The sequence below is a fragment of the Branchiibius hedensis genome (assembly GCF_900108585.1).
Lineage (GTDB): Bacteria > Actinomycetota > Actinomycetes > Actinomycetales > Dermatophilaceae > Branchiibius > Branchiibius hedensis.
This window is the reverse complement of the sequence record NZ_UESZ01000001.1, coordinates 657,742-675,106: the sequence shown is the minus strand read 5'-3', so window position 1 is coordinate 675,106 and position 17,365 is coordinate 657,742. Positions and strand designations below refer to the sequence as shown.

15 protein-coding genes and 1 tRNA gene are annotated in these 17,365 nt (G+C 67.6%); 6 read left to right on the top strand and 10 right to left on the bottom strand.

The window, feature by feature from the left end; translation table 11 throughout:
* From DR843_RS03410 to DR843_RS03400, 3 genes are read right to left on the bottom strand one after another with little or no spacing between them, the layout of a single operon-like run.
* Entirely contained in the window at positions 1–1,122 is a 1,122-nt protein-coding gene (locus tag DR843_RS03410) for a benzoate/H(+) symporter BenE family transporter (protein WP_245933967.1), read from the bottom strand.
* A 56-nt stretch (positions 1,123–1,178) separates the two neighbouring features.
* On the bottom strand, positions 1,179–1,814 hold the full coding sequence (locus DR843_RS03405; RefSeq protein ID WP_109684111.1) for a DUF8185 domain-containing protein: 636 nt from the start codon (positions 1,812–1,814) through the stop codon (positions 1,179–1,181).
* Positions 1,811–2,254, bottom strand: a complete 444-nt coding sequence (locus tag DR843_RS03400) for an acyl-CoA thioesterase (protein WP_109684110.1) — start codon at positions 2,252–2,254, stop codon at positions 1,811–1,813. The genes DR843_RS03405 and DR843_RS03400 overlap by 4 nt, the downstream gene beginning before the upstream one ends.
* Before the next feature lie 50 nt (positions 2,255–2,304).
* Between DR843_RS03400 and DR843_RS03395 the strand changes: the two genes are divergently transcribed.
* Positions 2,305–3,297, top strand: a complete 993-nt coding sequence (locus tag DR843_RS03395; protein ID WP_109684109.1) for an acyl-CoA thioesterase — start codon at positions 2,305–2,307, stop codon at positions 3,295–3,297.
* 54 nt (positions 3,298–3,351) lie between these two features.
* Here the strand turns inward: DR843_RS03395 and ettA are convergent, their stop codons facing one another.
* From ettA to DR843_RS03375, 4 genes are all read right to left on the bottom strand, one after another.
* Positions 3,352–5,034, bottom strand: coding sequence for an energy-dependent translational throttle protein EttA (gene ettA / locus DR843_RS03390; protein WP_109684108.1), 1,683 nt, complete (start codon positions 5,032–5,034; stop codon positions 3,352–3,354).
* Positions 5,035–5,146: 112 nt separating this feature from the next.
* The gene (locus tag DR843_RS03385; protein ID WP_109684107.1) at positions 5,147–5,680 is read right to left on the bottom strand and encodes a single-stranded DNA-binding protein; all 534 of its coding nucleotides are present in this window, start codon (positions 5,678–5,680) and stop codon (positions 5,147–5,149) included.
* A gap of 132 nt (positions 5,681–5,812) precedes the next feature.
* Entirely contained in the window at positions 5,813–7,465 is a 1,653-nt protein-coding gene (locus tag DR843_RS03380) for a GTPase (protein WP_109684106.1), read from the bottom strand.
* Positions 7,462–9,165 carry a dynamin family protein gene (locus tag DR843_RS03375; protein WP_109684105.1) on the bottom strand — a complete coding sequence of 568 codons (1,704 nt, stop codon included), beginning with the start codon at positions 9,163–9,165 and terminating at the stop codon, positions 7,462–7,464. Before DR843_RS03375 ends, DR843_RS03380 begins: the two co-directional genes overlap by 4 nt.
* A gap of 140 nt (positions 9,166–9,305) precedes the next feature.
* On the opposite strand from DR843_RS03375, the gene efeU reads away from it, so the two are divergent.
* The 4 genes from efeU to DR843_RS03355 all read left to right on the top strand — a co-directional run bounded on the left by efeU (position 9,306) and on the right by DR843_RS03355 (position 13,589).
* The gene (gene efeU / locus DR843_RS03370) at positions 9,306–10,844 is read left to right on the top strand and encodes an iron uptake transporter permease EfeU (RefSeq protein ID WP_109684104.1); all 1,539 of its coding nucleotides are present in this window, start codon (positions 9,306–9,308) and stop codon (positions 10,842–10,844) included.
* A gap of 45 nt (positions 10,845–10,889) precedes the next feature.
* Positions 10,890–12,143, top strand: coding sequence for an iron uptake system protein EfeO (gene efeO / locus DR843_RS03365; RefSeq protein WP_109684103.1), 1,254 nt, complete (start codon positions 10,890–10,892; stop codon positions 12,141–12,143).
* A 41-nt stretch (positions 12,144–12,184) separates the two neighbouring features.
* Entirely contained in the window at positions 12,185–13,489 is a 1,305-nt protein-coding gene (locus DR843_RS03360; RefSeq protein WP_109684102.1) for a Dyp-type peroxidase, read from the top strand.
* 27 nt (positions 13,490–13,516) lie between these two features.
* Positions 13,517–13,589 (top strand) — tRNA-Arg (locus tag DR843_RS03355).
* A 38-nt stretch (positions 13,590–13,627) separates the two neighbouring features.
* Here DR843_RS03355 and DR843_RS03350 read toward each other — a convergent pair.
* From DR843_RS03350 to DR843_RS03340, 3 genes are read right to left on the bottom strand one after another with little or no spacing between them, the layout of a single operon-like run.
* Positions 13,628–14,455, bottom strand: coding sequence for a PhzF family phenazine biosynthesis protein (locus DR843_RS03350; protein WP_109684101.1), 828 nt, complete (start codon positions 14,453–14,455; stop codon positions 13,628–13,630).
* A 14-nt stretch (positions 14,456–14,469) separates the two neighbouring features.
* The gene (locus DR843_RS03345) at positions 14,470–15,273 is read right to left on the bottom strand and encodes an SDR family oxidoreductase (RefSeq protein WP_109684100.1); all 804 of its coding nucleotides are present in this window, start codon (positions 15,271–15,273) and stop codon (positions 14,470–14,472) included.
* A 1-nt stretch (position 15,274) separates the two neighbouring features.
* Complete coding sequence (locus DR843_RS03340) at positions 15,275–16,216, bottom strand: TetR-type transcription factor C-terminal domain-containing protein (RefSeq protein ID WP_109684099.1); 942 nt, start codon at positions 16,214–16,216, stop codon at positions 15,275–15,277.
* A gap of 172 nt (positions 16,217–16,388) precedes the next feature.
* On the opposite strand from DR843_RS03340, the gene DR843_RS03335 reads away from it, so the two are divergent.
* Positions 16,389–17,354 (top strand): cyclase family protein, encoded by a 966-nt coding sequence (locus tag DR843_RS03335; RefSeq protein ID WP_109684098.1) that lies wholly within the window; start codon positions 16,389–16,391, stop codon positions 17,352–17,354.
* Positions 17,355–17,365 lie beyond the last annotated feature (11 nt).

Here is a 17,365-nt window from a genome sequence, read left to right as displayed (position 1 = left end):
TCAGGCGGCGCTGCTCGGCCGTTGCAGGACTGCCCGGGCGATCAGGCCGACGATCAACGCCCAGAACGCGGCACTCACACCGGCGACAGCGATGCCGGATGCCGCGGTGACGAAGGTGAGCACCGCAGGTAGGTGGTTCTCCGGCGTCGCCATCGCGGCGGTGAGACTGCTGGCCAGGGTCGACATCAACGCCAGGCCGGCAACCGCGGCGATCACTCCCGCCGGCGCCAGCACCACCAGTTGACCGAACGCACCGGCGGCCAGGCCCAGACCGATCACGACCACCCCGGAGGTCACGCTGGCGATCCAGCGACGGAATCGATCGGGTCCGGCCTCCGGTCCGGCGGCGAGTGCGGCGCTGATCGCGGCGAGGTTGATCGCATGGCCGCCGGCGGGTGCACCCAGCACCGTCCCGGCGCCGGTGACGAGCATCGAGCGCCGCCAGGGCACTTGGTAGCCAAGCCCTTTCATCACCGCAACGCCAGGGACGTTCTGGGATGCCATCGTCACCACGTACAGCGGCAAGGCGATCCCGATCACTGCCCCGAAGGTCAGCGTCGGCGTGGTCACGACGACGTGGGGCAGCAACTGGTCGGTGCGGATCGAGGTGCTGCTCCGGGCCAGGTGCACCGCGATCACCACCGCTGCGGCGCAGAACGCCAGCGGGGAGGCCCAGCGCGGCGAGAATCGCAGGGCGAGCAACCACACGACGACGACCGGCGCGACGGCCAGCGGATCCTTGGCCATCCCGGTCACCGGACCAAGGCACAGCTGGAAGAGAATCCCGGCCAGCATCGCCTGGGCGATGGCGGTCGGTATCGCGGCGATCAGCGCACCCAGCCGCGACACCAAACCGGTCAGCACGATCAGCGCGCCGGTGAGCAGGAACGCACCGACGGCTGCCGGCCACCCACCGGCGACGACACCCGTCGCGGCCAGCAGCGCCGCGCCCGGCGTCGACCAGGCGACCGTGATGGGGATGCGTGTCCACGACGCCAGCAGGATCGACCCAGCACCCATCGTGACGCTCACGGAGAGCAGACCGCTGGCAGCCTCACGCGGGCTGGCACCCACCGCGGTCAAACCGGTCAGGATCACCACGAAGGAACTGGTGAATCCCACCAGGGCACAGACAATTCCGGCTGTGATCGGCCGGGAGGCCGAGCCGGTCGACTCCGTCAACGCACCAGGACGTGGCCGGCCGGGGTGGTCAGTCGGTACCACCGGCCGGCCGTGTAGACCGTCGCCTCGTCGCCGACGAGGAAGCCCAGCGCGTGCGCACCGAGTGCGACACTGGCGCTCAAGCCGTCGGCGGCTGCGGGTAGAGGGATGCTCGCGGACCACACGCGCTGGCGTTCCGTCTCCTGGCGTACGGCGCTCAGCGGCTCCCGGGCTGAGACCGCCAACGCCTCAAGACCGTCGGTGGCCGTGCGACGCAGCGTCTCGATGGGGACCTGGGTCACCGGGCGCCATCCGCTGCGCGGCGGCGAAACGGCCGCCCATGTCGTCTGCACCGTCATCGGCGGGATCGGCAATCGGTGATCGTCGCTGTGCCTGGCCAACCGGTCCGCGACTGCCGAAAGGCTCACCACCACATCGAGATTCGCCGGTTCGGCCAGTTCGAGGACACGCAGACCCACGGTCGTCCCCTCACCCAGCAGACCACGCCCCTTGACGACTCCCACCCAGGCTGCGAGCGCCGTACCGGAGGCCAGAAGGCGGATCGCGCCGTCCTCCTCCAGGCGACGGGCGCGGGCGACGTACGTGCTCAGGTCCGCCCAGGTCTCCTGGTCGGCCAGGCGCAGACTGCTCACGAGCCGCGCCGTTTCATCGTCACCGGCGGGGCACTGTGCGCGCTCAGCACGGCCCGCAGGTCATCCGGGATGCGCACCGGTTTCTGATCGGTCATGTCGAAGGCGACCTGGGTCGTCAGCGCGCGGGCACACAAGCGGGCGTCCGGCTCTGGCGAGTCGTACAGCTCATAACTGGTGTCGAAGGACGCACCCGCCACCCGGGAGACCCACAGGTGCACCGCCACCGCCTGACCACGGAAGTGCAGTTGGTCCAGATAGTCGATCGAGGCATGGGCGACCAGCAGACCGTTGGAGCGGCGTACCGGACCGAACCACTCATGGAATCCCTTGATCCGCGCTTCCTCGAGCAATCTGAGGAACTGGACGTTGTTGACGTGCCGCAACGCATCCAGATCCGACCAGCGCAGGTCAACGGTCACGACGGTCGGCGAGTCGGGCATGCCCCCATCCTTGCAAAGCGGCATCCGCGACCTGGATAGAGTCAGCGACTGTGAGTTCGTTACCGCCCTCCGACGACGCCGCCCCGGGCGCGGCGGACACCTTCGGACAGTTGCTCGAGGTGCTCGACCTCCAACCGGCCGGCAGTTGGTCGCTGGAGGTCAGTGATACCACCGGCGCGTTCAGTGATCAGTCACAACGTGACATGGAACTCTTCGTCGGCACCAGCCAGCCCACGCCGCAGCGGCGTGCCTTCGGCGGTCAGGTGCTGGCCCAGACCGTGATGGCTGGTGGGTTGAGTGTGCGCGGTGCCGGACTCCCGGAGCGTCGGATCCACAGCCTGCACGCCTACTTCATCCGACCGGGCGACTCGGCGGCGCCGATCAACTTCGCCGTGGAGAACCTGCGGGACGGAAACTCCTTCTCCCAGCGGCGGGTCCACGCCCTTCAAGGCGGTCAGACCATCCTGTCCGGCACGTTGTCGTTCCAAGAACCGGCGGAGGGTCTGGACCACCAGGCAGCGATGCCGGCGGTGCCTGACCCGGAACGGGTGTGGACCGCCAAGGAGGAGCTCGAGGGTCTGGCCGGTATGCATCCGGCGGTCGACCACTGGATCAACCGGGCCGTGGATGTGCGCACCGTCGAGGGCGCGCTGTACTTCAAACCCGGCCGCCAGCACTACGCCGGTCAGAACGTGTGGATGAAGGCGGTCGCCCCGCTACCCGACGACCCGCTGATCCATGCCGCTGTTCTGGCGTACGCCAGCGACTACACGCTGCTCGAGCCGGTGCTGCGTCGACACGGCCTGGTGTGGGCGGACAAACGACTGCGTCCGGCGAGCCTTGACCACTCGATGTGGTTCCATCGGCCCGCGCGGATCGATGAGTGGGTGCTGTACACCCAGGAGTCGCCGTCCGCCTCCGGTGGCCGGGGCCTCGGGATCGGCAAGATCTTCGCCCAGGACGGCACCCTGGCGTGCACCGTCGCTCAAGAAGGCATGGTCCGGGTCAAGCAGGACACGACCAAGAGCCGTTACGACACCTGAGCCACAGCCGCTAACGCTCCGTCGACAACCTCCCCTTCACGGGGCGTCGCCGCGCTAGTCGCGGGTCAACCTGCGGTGGGTCACCCGATGCGGACGGGCCGCATCAGGACCCAACCGCTCGATCTTGTTCTCCTCGTACGCCGCGAAGTTGCCCTCGAACCAGTACCACTTCGAGGGGTCCTCGTCGGTACCTTCGTAGGCCAGGATGTGCGTGGCCACGCGGTCCAGGAACCACCGGTCGTGGCTGATCACGACCGCACACCCCGGAAACGCCAGCAGCGCGTTCTCCAGCGATCCGAGGGTCTCGACGTCCAGGTCGTTGGTCGGCTCGTCCAGCAGCAACAGGTTGCCGCCCTGCTTCAACGTGAGCGCCAGATTGAGCCGGTTGCGCTCGCCACCGGACAGCACACCCGCCTTCTTCTGCTGGTCCGGGCCTTTGAACCCGAACTGCGAAACGTAGGCGCGAGAGGGGATCTCGACCTTTCCGACAACGATGTGGTCGAGGCCGTCGGACACGACCTCCCACAGCGACTTGTCCGGGTCGATACCGGAGCGGTTCTGGTCGACGTAGCTGATCTGAACCGTCTCACCGACCTTGACGGAGCCGGAATCCGGCTGTTCCAGGCCGACAATCGTCTTGAACAGCGTCGTCTTACCGACACCGTTCGGACCGATCACTCCCACGATGCCGTTACGGGGCAGGGTGAAGGACAACCCCTCGATCAGTTCCCGTTCACCGAAGCCCTTGCTCAGGTCGGAAACCTCGATGACCTGGGCACCCAGCCGCGGGCCCGGCGGGATCTGGATCTCCTCGAAGTCCAACTTGCGGGTCCGGTCGGCTTCAGCGGCCATCTCCTCATACCGGGCCAGCCGGGCCTTGCTCTTGGTCTGGCGGGCCTTGGCGTTGGAGCGCACCCACTCCAACTCATCGCGCAGCCGCTTGGCCAGTTTGGCGTCCTTCTTGCCCTGCACCTGAAGGCGTTCTTCCTTCTTCTGCAGGTACGTCGAGTAGTTGCCTTCGTAGGGGTAAAGGCGCCCGCGGTCGACTTCCGCGATCCACTGCGCCACGTTGTCCAGGAAGTACCGGTCGTGGGTCACCGCCAGGACGGTGCCCGGGTAGGCAGCCAGGTGCTGCTCGAGCCAGTTCACCGACTCTGCGTCGAGGTGGTTGGTCGGTTCGTCCAACAGCAACAGGTCCGGCTTCGACAGCAGCAACTTGGCCAGGGCCACGCGGCGGCGCTCACCACCGGACAGCACCGTCACATCGGCATCCCCCGGCGGGCACTGCAAAGCGTCCATCGCTTGCTCGATCTGCGAGTCCAACTCCCACGCGTCGGCGGCGTCGATCTTCTCCTGCAGGGTGCCCATCTCGGCCAGCAACGCATCGAAGTCGGCGTTCGGATCTTCCATCAGAGTGGAGATCTCGTTGAAGCGGTCCAGGTCGTCCTTGATCTGACCCAGGCCCTCCTCCACGTTGCCGCGAACGTCCTTCTCCTCGTTCAACGGCGGCTCCTGCAGCAGGATGCCCACCGAGTATCCGGGGCTGAGTCGCGCTTCTCCGTTGGACGGCTGGTCCAGACCCGCCATGATCTTCAGGATCGTGGACTTACCGGCACCGTTCGGCCCCACGACGCCGATCTTGGCGCCCGGGTAGAACGACATGCTGACGTCGTCAAGGATCAGCTTGTCGCCAACGGCCTTACGCGCCTTGGTCATGGTGTAGATGAACTCGGCCATGCCGCAAAGGTTATCGGGCGCCCAACCGGACTCCCAATCGAGAATCGGCCGCGACCCCAGATCGCGTATCGGGATCCCCCGGGCGGCGCACGGCCGCCCGGAGGCCCCCTCTTCAGGCGCCGATGCTCTCCGGTTCCAGCGTCTCCGTCCGCTCCGCGGAGTCGTCGACCACGTCGTACGGGCCGGTGTATTCCTCCTCTTGGGTCGGCGGCGCGCTGGGCTGCCGACCGGTCCAGGACCCCGGACCGGCCTCGACCGACGACGGCGCAGCGTGGTCGGTGCCACGGCTACCCCGCGGACGGGGCCGGTAGTACGCCGTACCGAACCGCAGGTCCGGCCCGATGTTCTCCGCGGTCACTTCGACCCGCTCGAGATTGCGGCCGTCGGACTGATAACCGTTCACCCGCAAAATGCCGTGAACCACCACGCGATTGCCCTTGCTCAGGCAGTCCATGACCTCACCGCCCAGTTCACCCCAGGCGGACACCGAGTAGAAGCTGGACTTCCCGTCCGAGTAACCTCCACCGGACTCCCGCTTGCGCTCGTTGACGGCAACCCGCATGGTCGCGAGGTTGCCCTTGCTGGTTTGGCGCAGTTCCGGGTCGGCGACCAGGCGGCCACACAGCGTCACTGTTGTCTCATACATTGCAGACTCCCCTCTGATGCGCGCCGGTGCGCGCGATGGGAACCAGCCTGCGGGTGCGCGCTTCGCCGAACCAGAGCGATGCCGCGTTGTGTGGATAACGCGCGGCAGCCTGTGGAAAAGCCCGCGGCGGGGCTATTCGTGCGCGGCCCGGGCCAGGTTCTCGCGCACCGTGCGATGGGTATCGAGGACCTCGCGTACCGGGGCCAGGACCTGCTCCTGCGCGACCTGGTCGATCGCCGCACCGAGGCGACGGTTGATCGTCGCGGCCCGGCGCCGGGCTCCGAGACCGGCCAACCAGCGCGACAGCGCAGCCGTGAGAACCCCGACGAGCGCTCCCCCACCGGCCAACCAGAACGGCGCCGGCACCCCGAACCATCGAGGTACGCCGATGCTCAGGTTGAGCAGGCCAAGGACTCCCGCCGCGAGCAGCCACAGCGCACCGGCGACCAGAGCCGCGAAGGCCACCCACTGAATCGCCGACACCACACTCCACCAGCGCGGCCGCCGTGCGCTGATGTCGGTCGCCAGTACCGCTTGGTCCAGTGCGTCACGCAGATCGGCGGAACGGGGATCTGCGACGTCGGCGATTCGCTCCGCCCACACCGCAGGCAGACCCGCACTCGCCTCATCGACCAGGTGACGGGCCGCCAGATCGACCTCGGCTTTGGCGGCCGCGGTCGGTTCCGGCAGGGAGGTACGCCCCAACAGACGCTTGGCTTCGGAGCGACCGATCCGTTCGGAGACGACATCCTGCAGGTGCAGCCGGTCCAACGGCGAGCGCCGCACCCGCGCAGCCCAGCGGGTCAGCGGCCAACCGCCGGACTTGCTGGCCTCACGTCGGTAGTCTCGACGAACCGCGTCCACCACCGCGGGTACGCCCGCCGCTTTGGACAAGGCCGCCACCAACTCCGAACTGCCCCGGGACAGTTCGGGTTCTGCCGATCCGACCAACGGCTGCAGCCGCGTCGCCGCACTGGCCAGATCCCCGACCAACCGGCGCTCGGCCGCATTGTGCTCTTGGACCACCGCCCCGATCCGGGCAGCCAGGTCATCGACACCCCGGCCGTCGACGGCCGAGGTCTGCACAACCTCGACGGAGCCGATACCGTCCGCGGCCAACAACCGGCTGAGGTCTTCGGCGCACGCGGCGGCGTTATCGATGTCGAGGCGGTCAACCTGGTTCAGCACGGCCAACGTGCGCGCCCGTCGCGCCGCCAGCGTGCGCACGTATTCGTCGTGCAACAGCGCATCGGCGTACTTCTGCGGGTCGGTCACCCACACGAAGACGTCCGCCCGCTCGAGCACCCTGTCGGCTTCGCGGCGGTGGGCCGGCACCCGCGAGTCGAAGTCCGGTAGGTCCAGCAGCACGAGGCCGTCGAGCAGTTCTGCGAAGCGGTCGTCAGCCGGCACCTGATGGCGCGCAGCGACGCCCAGCCAGTCCAGCAACGGCCCGGCAGGATCTTGGCCCCACACGGCGGCGGTGGGCCGGGACGTTGTCGGGCGTCGGGCACCGATCCGCGAAACCGGCTCTGCCGCAAGGGCGTTGAACAGCGACGACTTGCCGCTCCCGGTCGCTCCGGCGAGCGCGACGACGGTGTGGGAGCCGCCGATCGCCGTACGTTGTCCGACTTTGTCGAGCGCTTTGCGCGCGGCCTCGAGATCGGCGTCGGGCAGAATGCCCGCGCTCGCGGTGACTGCCGTGCGCAGCGCGTCACCCCGTCCGCGAAGCTCGCTGTCGTCGATCGCGGCAACACCGGACCGGTTCAGTTGTGTAGTGGTACTCATCGGCTTGCTTGCACCGCCTTGGTCGCTGCGGTGAGGTCGTGTCGCACGGTCGTGATGTCCTCGTCCTGGACGACGGCGTTGAGCCGGGCCGCCTCGCTGTCGTAAAGAGCCTCCACGCGCTCCAGCAGATCCCGTCGCGCCATCTCCGACAGGTTGCGGACCGCTTGGTCGCCGAAGACCGCTTCCAACAACCGCTGGGCGACCACGGCGGAACCACCGGCGATTCCCACCTCGGCGCCGGTCAGCCCGGCGGTGGCCGAGAACGTGACCAACATCAACAGGACAGCGATGCCGTTGACACCGAAGGCCAGGAACCGGGCGGTCATGCGCTTGTTGCCGGCCTGCGATCGCACCAGTTCCAGCAGGCCGTGCTGCCAGTCGCGCACCAACCGCTGCGCCGCAGGGCTGAACTGCTCGGAAGGTCGTGCCAGGGCAGGGTTGGCGTCAGCCAGGGCCGAGCCGCCAGGGATCAGCCGCCACGCACGGACGGCGGTGGCGGGAGCGGTGCTTCCGCCCGCAAGGATCAAGGCAGCCACCCCGTCCTGCAATGCCTCGCCCAACTGCTCGGTGGTAGCTGGAGTCGACTCCCCCCGCAGGAATCCACCGATCCGGTCACGCATCCGACCGACTCCAGCATCGAGTTGCCGCAGCAACTCACCGGTGCCGACGAACTCCTGCCAGCGCGCGAGCACCTCGCCACGCAGCAGCGTGCCGTCCCGCATCCCCTCACCGACCTGCGTCAAGGCCGCGTCGTACGCCGTGTCGACCGCCCCGCGCAAACTCGCCGTGGCTGCCTCCTGGGCGCCGAGGGCTGCATCCAGCCGGTCGACCCGGCCGCTGAGTGAGTCCAGTGCGCCGTCCAGGGTTCGTCGGATCACCACGTTGCGGGCGAAGGCGTCCGCTGCCAGCGACTGCAGCCAACTCTGGATCCGGGAGATCTCGGTGACGGGCAGCAGGCCATCGACCAACGGCACTTCTCCGACCGCGAAGATCGGCGACTGACCCAGCCCGTTGTCACGCAACATTCCGGCCAGATCGGCGCGCACCTCTGCCATCGCTCCGTGCGGGACCCGGTTGAGCACGACCGCAACCGACGTGCCACGTGCGACGGCCTGATGCAGCAACTGCCACGGCACTGCGTCGGCGTAGCGGGCAGCGGTGGTCACGAAGATCCACAAATCCGCTGCACCCAGCAATTGCCGAGCCAGATCACGGTTGGCCTCGACCACCGAGTCGATGTCCGGCGCGTCCAGGATCGCCAGTCCTTGCGGCAGCGAATCGTCAGCAACCAGGCGCACGGTCCGCGGATCGGCCGATTCGGGCGATCCCCCGGTCATGCGCGCCAGGCCCGGGAGCACCCGGGTCCCGGCAAACCACTCGACGTCACCGGGGTGATGGATCAGCGTCGACGCCCTGGTCGTGGGCCGAAGCACCCCGGCCGCGGCGACCTGGTGCCCAAGGATCGAGTTGACCAGCGTCGACTTACCGGCACCGGTGGAGCCGCCGACGACGGCCAGCAGCGGCGCATCCAGCGCACTCGCGCGGGGAATCAAGTAATCGTCGAGTTGAGCGGTGAGTTCCTCGGTCTCGCGACGCGCCTCCTGGACCCCGTCGATCTGCAACGGCAGGCGGGCCTCTGCGATGGTGCGACGCAGGCCGACCAACGACTCCAGCAACGTGGAGGGGGCCGCGTCATTCACGGCCCCAGCATCCCTCGTCCGATGCCTTCGGACCAACTCCGCCGCGCTCGCGACCCCTATTGGACGTCGTAGTCAGGTACGGCTAACCTCAGATCGGTTAGGTAACCCTCAGAAGAAGAACGGGTAGGAGTCGGGTCGTCGTGCTGGCAACGTTCATCATCGGGCTCCGCGAGGGGCTCGAGGCGGCGCTCATCGTCAGCATCGTGGCCACCTTCCTCAAGCGCAACGGCCAGCCGTTGCGGCCCATGTGGATCGGGGTCGGCGCCGCGGTCGCCCTCAGCATCCTGGTCGGCGTCGTCCTCAGTGTGATCGAAAGCAGCCTTCCCCAAGCCGCGCAGGAGGGCATGGAGTCGATCATCAACGCGATCGCCGTGGTCCTGGTCACCACGATGATCCTGTGGATGGCCAAACACGCTCGCGGGATGAAACGGGAGTTGGAAACCGCCGCCAGCACCGCCCTGGCCTCGGGGACCTCTCGGGCGCTGGTGTTGATGGCCTTCCTCGCGGTCCTCAAGGAGGGGTTCGAAACCTCCGTTTTCCTGCTGGCGACGTTCTCCGCCGCGAGCAGCACCTGGTTCGCCGCCGCCGGTGCCGTGCTCGGGATCGCGGCGGCCGTCGTCCTGGGCTACGGGCTCTACACCGGCGGCGTGAAGCTGAACCTGGCCAAGTTCTTCAAGTACACCAGCGTGTTCCTGGTACTCGTCGCGGCCGGCCTGCTCGTGTCGGCACTACGCACCGCCCACGAGGCCGGGTGGCTGAACGCCGGACAACAGCGCACTCTCGACCTCGCCTGGCTGGCACCGACCGGGTCGGTGCGGGGCGCCGTACTCACCGGGGTGCTCGGGATCCCGGCCGACCCGCGGTTGGTGGAGTTGCTCGCATGGCTGGCGTACGTCGTACCCATGCTGCTGATCATCTTCTGGCCGCAGGCCTACCGCCCGGGTGCCGCTGCGAGCCGCCGGATCAAGGCGGCGGCCGCTGCCGGCTGTGCCCTGGTCGCCGCCGCGCTGATGATCGGGGTGCGTACGCCGAGCGTCAGCCTGCCTGCATCGGCACCGATCGTTGGCTCGTCCGGGAGCCGGCTGGGTACCGCCGAACTGCTCGGAACCACCGTGCGCATGGTGATCGACGGCCACCCGTCCGAGGTCACGGTCATGGACGCGGGCACCACCGTGCACAACGGCGTCACCGCGAAGGTCCTGCGCAGTGACGCCACGCCTTCGGACATCAAACGCACCGCCAGTCTCAGCGAACTGGCCCTGCTGAACGGTGGGCGCCTGCCCGTCGGTGTCGTGGCCGAACGCAACCCCGGGCCGTTCGCGCTGACTGAATCGCTGCGCGGGCAGGTGACCGCCTACGCCGTCGACGGTCGGCTGATCGATGCCACCGACGATCGTCGCGTCGTCGACACGATTTCCGGGGGTGGACTGGACACCGTTCGGACGTTCACCCTGCCGGGCAACACCTGGACGGTGGACCCGGCGTACGTCGCGTCCACCGCCAGCACTCTGGGCGACTACACGTCGGCCCAGGCCGAGCATCGGTTCTGGCGCTGGGTCGTTCCCGGCGTTCTCCTCCTCGCGGCAGCAGCGCTGCTCGCCGCCGCCTGGCGGTCGCGCCGGGCCGAAGCCGTCGTTCCCTCGCAGTCCCCCGTAGGCGTGCCGATCAGCACACCCTGACGCACACCCGACGGCACCCTGTCACCATCACCAAGGAGCAAACCCATGTCCTCGTTCCCCCGTTCAACGACTACTGCCGTAGTCGGGGCCGCGCTGTGCACCGCGCTGGCTGCCTGCGGTTCCGGCAGTTCCACCGGGAGTGGCTCCAGCGCGACCAACTCGGCGGCGACCTCCGGCGGCGCTGCAACCGGTGCCCCCGTCAAGAACGGCGCGGCCCAGGTCGCCATCACCCTGACGGACAACGACTGCTCGGTCGACCACGCGACCGCTGCCGCCGGACCGATCACCTTCACGGTCAAGAACGAGAGTGCCCCGGGCATCAGCGAGGTCGAGTTGCTGAGCCAGGAGCGGATCCTCGGCGAGAAGGAGAACCTGGCTCCCGGCCTGCCGGCGACCACGTTCACGGTGACCCTCACCGGTGGGCAGTACCAGATCTACTGCCCCGGGGCCACGACCGAGAACCGCACCTTCACGGTGACCGGAACTGCCGCCAGCACTGGCGCGAGCAGCACTCAGCAGCTCCTGGCCGACGGCACCAAGGGGTACGGAACCTACGTCGCCAACACCCTCGCGGACATGGTCGTTGCCGTCGGCAACCTCAAGACCGCTGTCGATTCGGGCGACGTCGCGAAGGCCAAAGAGGCCTACGCCAAGGCCCGGCCGTTCTACGAGAAGATCGAGTCCGACGTCGAAGGTTTCGTCCTGCCGGGCAAGGACGCCACCGACAACAAGTTCAACCTCGACTACCTGATCGACATGCGGGCCTCCAACCTCGACCCCGCGGTCGGCTGGTCCGGCTTCCACGCGATCGAACGCGACCTGTGGCAGAACGGCAAGATCACCGACCAGACCAAGACCTACGCCGCGGACCTGCAGAAGAACGTCGGCACCCTCGCGCAGTTGGCGAAGTCGCTGACCTACAAACCCGAGGACCTGGCCAACGGTGCCGCCAGCCTGCTGGAAGAGGTGCAGAGCAACAAGATCAAGGGTGAGGAAGAGTCGTTCAGCCACCTCGACCTGGTCGACTTCGCGGCCAACGTCGAGGGTGCACAGCAGGCGTTCGCCTACCTCAAGCCGGGTCTGGACAAGATCGACCCGACCCTCTCGACGCAGGTGGCCACCCAGTTCAAGAACGTTCTGGCTGCACTGGAGAAGTACCGCGACGACAGTGCGCTGGGTGGTTACAAGGCCTGGACGCCGCAGCTGCGGGCAACCGACGCCGCGGCCCTGAGCAAGGCCGTGCAGGCGCTGCAGGACCCGCTGTCCCGGATCGCCGAGAAGGTCGCCACCGCGCAGTAGATGCGTTCGCAGCAGTGGTCGCGCAGTAGGACAATGGAGTCATGAGCAGTAGCGCCCCCGACCCGCACCCAACCTCGGGTGAGGACCGCGGTCTGTCGCGCCGCCGGCTGGTGCAAGGTGCCGCCGGTGGTGCGGCTGTCGGTGCCCTCGCCGTCGGCGGCAGCGCCTGGGCCATGACCGACCGGGGCAGCACCGCCGGGCAGTCCGACCAGGAAGCCGACCGCGACACCGTCGACCTGTCGCAGTCGCATCCGTTCTACGGCTCTGGCGCCCAGGCCGGGGTGTTCACACCGCCGCAGCGGCACGCGCTCTTCATGACGTTCACGATGGTCGCGGGGACCACGGCCAGTGACCTGCAGTCACTCCTGGCCCGGTGGTCGGCGGCGATCGCGCAACTGACGCAGGGCAAATCGATCGGGGCGGTCGAGCCCACCCGCGCGGGAGCAGTGGCACCGGACACCGGTGAAGCGTTCAACCTCGATCCGGCCAGCCTGACCGTGACCATCGGCCTCGGGCCGTCGCTGTTCGACGACCGGTTCGGCCTGAAAGACAAGCGGCCGGCCCTCCTGACCGACCTACCGGATCTGCCCTCGGACTCCCTGCAACCGGGCCTCACCGGCGGTGACCTGTCGTTGCAGGCGTGCGCCGACGACCCCCAGGTCGCCTACCACGCGATCCGCAACCTGGCCCGCATGGTCCGGGGAACCGCCGACACCCATTGGACCGTCATGGGATTCGGTCGCGCTTCTGCCGGAGCGGGTCAGTACACGCCGCGCAACCTGATGGGTTTCAAGGACGGCACCCGCAACATCACCGAGGAAGCCGACCGCACGAAATTCGTGACGATCGCGGACGCCGACCAGAAGTGGCTGGAGGGCGGCACCTACCAAGTCGTGCGCAAGATCGAGATGGACATCGAGATCTGGGACGCCGATCCGGTCAGCGACCAACAACACGTCTTCGGTCGCACCAAAGATGAAGGTGCACCGCTGTCAGGCACCAAGGAGTTCGACACCCCGGACTTCCACAAGGCCGGCGCGGTCAACGGCTTGGCCATCCCGGCGACCTCGCACGTCGCGCTTGCCGCACCCGAGAACAACGGCGGCGTGAAGATCCTGCGCCGGGGGTACAACTACACCGACGGGATCAACCAGTACGGCCAGTTGGACGCCGGACTGCTGTTCATCGCCTACCTGAACGACCCAGCCCACTTCATCACCCTGCAGAAGAAGTTGGGCTCCTCCGACCGGTTGAACGAGTACATCTCACACATCGGGTCCGGTCTGTTCGCCGTACCCCCAGCGCCCGCAACCGGGCACTACGTGGGCGAGGCCCTGTTCGCCTGACCGCGCCTTCTACACTGAACCCGCCCAGCCCCGTAGCTCAGCTGGATAGAGCAAGGGCCTTCTAATCCCTAGGTCGCAGGTTCGAGTCCTGCCGGGGGCGCCTTCGAAACGCACCACATGAGAGTTGTGGCGGCTGATCTATAACAACGAGGCGCTACCTGTCACGATGATGCCGCCTTCCTCCGGTACGCAGATCGTGAGCAGACTCGGTCGACCGACATGGCTGCCTTGGTGAATGGTGATGGCCGACGCTGGCGATGCGTAGCCGATGCTACGTAGATACGCGCCGACGGACGCCGCTGCCGACCCCGTTGCGGGGTCCTCGGTGATACGACCAACCGGGAATAGGTTTCGCGCCGCGAAGTCGTCGCGACCAACTTCGCGCAAGACGGTGACGGTGCCGGTCCAGCCCTGCCGCTTCATCAACTCGGCCACTGCTTTCGGGGCGAAGCGGAACTGGTTGAAGATCTCGCGATCAGCCAGGACCAGCACCGGGTGCCAGTTGCCGGCGAAGGACTCTCGCGGCGGAAACCGCGGATCAAGGTCGGTGGGGACCAGCCCCAACAGGTCCAGCAACGAGTCCAGGATCACCGGGTCGAGGTCCCGGACTTCGGGCGCCACGCTGGTCATCGCAACCTGGATGGCGCCGTGGTCGTTCCGCTCGGTGTCGATCGCCACGTCCCCCGCTCGAGTGGCCAGCGTCAGGCCACCGACCCCGTCGCGCTCGGCCAGAGCGACCGCGGTCGCAACCGACGCGTGCCCGCAGAAGGGCACCTCGGCCGCGGGCGACCAGTACCGCACCTGGTAACGACGCCCGGTCGCATCGGTCTCGGACCCGACGAATGCGGTCTCTGAGTAGCCGACCTCTTGGGCGATCCGCAGCATTTGGTCGTCGCTCAAGTTAGCAGCGTCGAGGACGACGCCTGCCGGGTTACCGCCGCCGTCGCCATCGGCAAAGGCGCTCATCCGCAGAATATTCGTCACGACCCGGCTTCCAGACCGCGTCGGAAGCGCTGCATGCCGGCAATCCAACGGTCGATGTCGGCCGCCTTGCGCTCGCGATACGTCGCAACCTCCGGATGCGGCAACACCAGGAACCCTCCTTCGATGACACCCCGGATCGCTTCTCGCGCAACGACTTCCGGGCTCAGAACCTCTCCCGCGGACGTCACCGACGCCGTTCCAGCCTGCACGACCGGGTCGTCGGATGCCAGACCGTCGCGCACCATCGCGGTGTCCACCCCCATCGGGCACAGGCAGGTGACCCCGACGCCCCGATCGCCGTACGTCGCGGCCAGCCACTCGGCGTACCCCACCGCTGCGTGTTTGGTCACTGAGTACGTCGGGCTGCCCAGTTGGGTGAGCAACCCCGCCGCGGAGGCGGTCGACAGGAAGTGCCCACTGCCCCGCTCGAGCCAACCCGGCAGGAGCAGTTCCGCGGCCTTGACGTGCGCCATCACGTTGACCCGCCAGGACAGGTCCCAGTCGGTCGACGTCACATCGGGCTCGAATCCGCGCAGCACCCCGGCGTTCGCGGCGTACAGATCGACCGGCCCGAACTCGCGTTCGGCGATGTCGATCGATGCGCGAATGTCGTTGGTGCTGGCGGCATCACCCGGCAGCGTGCGAACCGTGTCCGAGGTGGGGACGGCGGTGGCGAGAGCGTCACCATCGAGGTCGGTCGCAACCACCCGGGCGCCGTGAGCCACCAGCTCCTTGACCAGGGCAGCACCAATACCGCCGCCGGCTCCGGTGACAATGGCCACCGATCCATCGATCTGCACGTCAATCTCCCTGTTTCTGAACGGCTTTCGCGCGGTACGCCGAGTGCGCCGCCGCGTCGTACTGCATCATCCCGAGGGCGAACCGGGTGTACTCCTGGGCGATCTGCTCGGGGCTCGAGGCTCCCCCGAGCTTGAACCACTGCGGCAACGAGGTACACATCGTGGAGATCGCCCGGCCGGCGTCGTGCCAATCCTGGGCCTTCAACAGGCCCAGTTTCCTTGCCTGCTGGACCTGTTCGTCCATCAGGTACTGAATCTCGTTGCGCAGCGTGGCGATCCGCGTCCGCTGCACCGGGTCGAGGCTACGCATCTCACTGGCCCCGATCAACGCCAGGTCGCCGTAGTAGGTGTGGAACAGCGCCAGCGCTTCGACGATGTTGCTGAACTTCTCCACCGGGTCAGCACCGCTGTCGCGCGCCGCCTCGACCCGGGGCCGCAGTTCGCCCATCGTGCGATCGAGCCCGGTCACCAGGAGCGCGTACTTGCTGTCGTAGTGGTGATAGACCCCCGCCACACTCATCCCGGCTTCCAACGCAATCATCCGCATCGTCGCTCCGTGGTACCCGGTGCGCACGAATACCCGGATGGCTGCAGCCAGCACCGGATCCACCGCCAGCGGTCCGAAATGTCGCCAGTCAGCGAACCCGCGACCCGGCGCGACCACGGAGAAGGTGGGATCCGCAGTCTCGATCGTGTCCGGTCCGGCATCGGCGACGATCCCCGCGGGGTCGACCCCCAGCGCGTCGGCGATGGCGATGAGCCGCTGGACGGTCACCGGAGTCAGGTCGTTCTCCAACGCGCTCATGGTGGCCGGGCTGACCCCCAGTTGCGCCGCTAGCGAGCGCAACGAAAGGCCCGCGCTGCGCCGCGCACGACGAATAGCCGGGCCCACGCCGGACGGGCCCGTCGGGGCCTCGGCGAGAGATCCGTTGTGTTCAGCCATGATGAACAATCTATGGCCATTCTGAGATCATTCGCCACCCCCGTTGACAACTGACGGACCATCTCGTGACACTGATCACACCTGAACAAACCGAACGATCACTCACCTTGTTCATCCGGCCGTGGTTGACTGGTCGAGTGAGACGTTCACGACTTGCCATCGGAGGCACGCAATGACGCAGGCACCCCAGACAGTCCCCGAGCTCACCGAACTTCTCGCCAACGCACCGACCAACTGGGGGAAGTGGGGCGCGGACGACGAGGTCGGAGCGCTGAACTACTTGACCGCCGCCGAGGTCCTGCGCGGTGTCGCGGAGGTCAAGGACGGCAAGGTCTTCACCCTGCAGCGGATCATCGGTGACCCGAAGGGTGACCCGGTCTGGCCGGGGCGCACCCCGGCCGAGCGCACCCAGATCCTGGACGAGTCGAGCTGGGACGGCGACGGCGCACCGGACTACCCCGGTGGCCTGCACTACGCCGACGACAAGATCAACGCCTTCCTGCAAGGCTCCACGCAGTACGACGCCCTCGGCCACCTCTGGTACGACGGCAAGATCTGGAACGGCTACGACGCTCGCACCACGGTCGGCGGCCTGGACAAGGCCAGTGTGCAACCGATCGCCGAGCGTGGCGTCGTCGGCCGCGGCATCCTGCTGGACATGGCCCGGTTCCGGGGCAAGAAGACCCTGGACAAGGGTGAGACCTTCACCCACGAGGACCTCATCGCCTGTGCCACCGCGCAGGGCACCGAGATCAAGCCGCGCGACATCCTGATCATCCGGACCAACTTCCTGCAGTTGTTCTTCGACGAGGGCGAGTCCTTCTACGAGGGCTTCAACGAGCCGGGCCTGGTCTACTCCCCCGAGTTGGTGCAGTGGTTCCAGGACATGGAGATCCCCAACCTGGTCACCGACACCATTGCCAACGAAGTCACCACCGACCCCAACAACGGTGTGGCGCTGGTGCTGCACAGCGCGCTGATGCGCAACCTGGGCGTGACCCTGACCGAGATCGCCGACCTCGAGGGCTTGGCCGACGACTGCGCCGACGACAAGCGCTACACCTTCCTGTACGCCGCGGCGCCGCTCAACGTCGCCAAGGCCGCCGGATCGCCGGTCAACCCGCTGGCCATCAAGTAGGTCCCCGACCG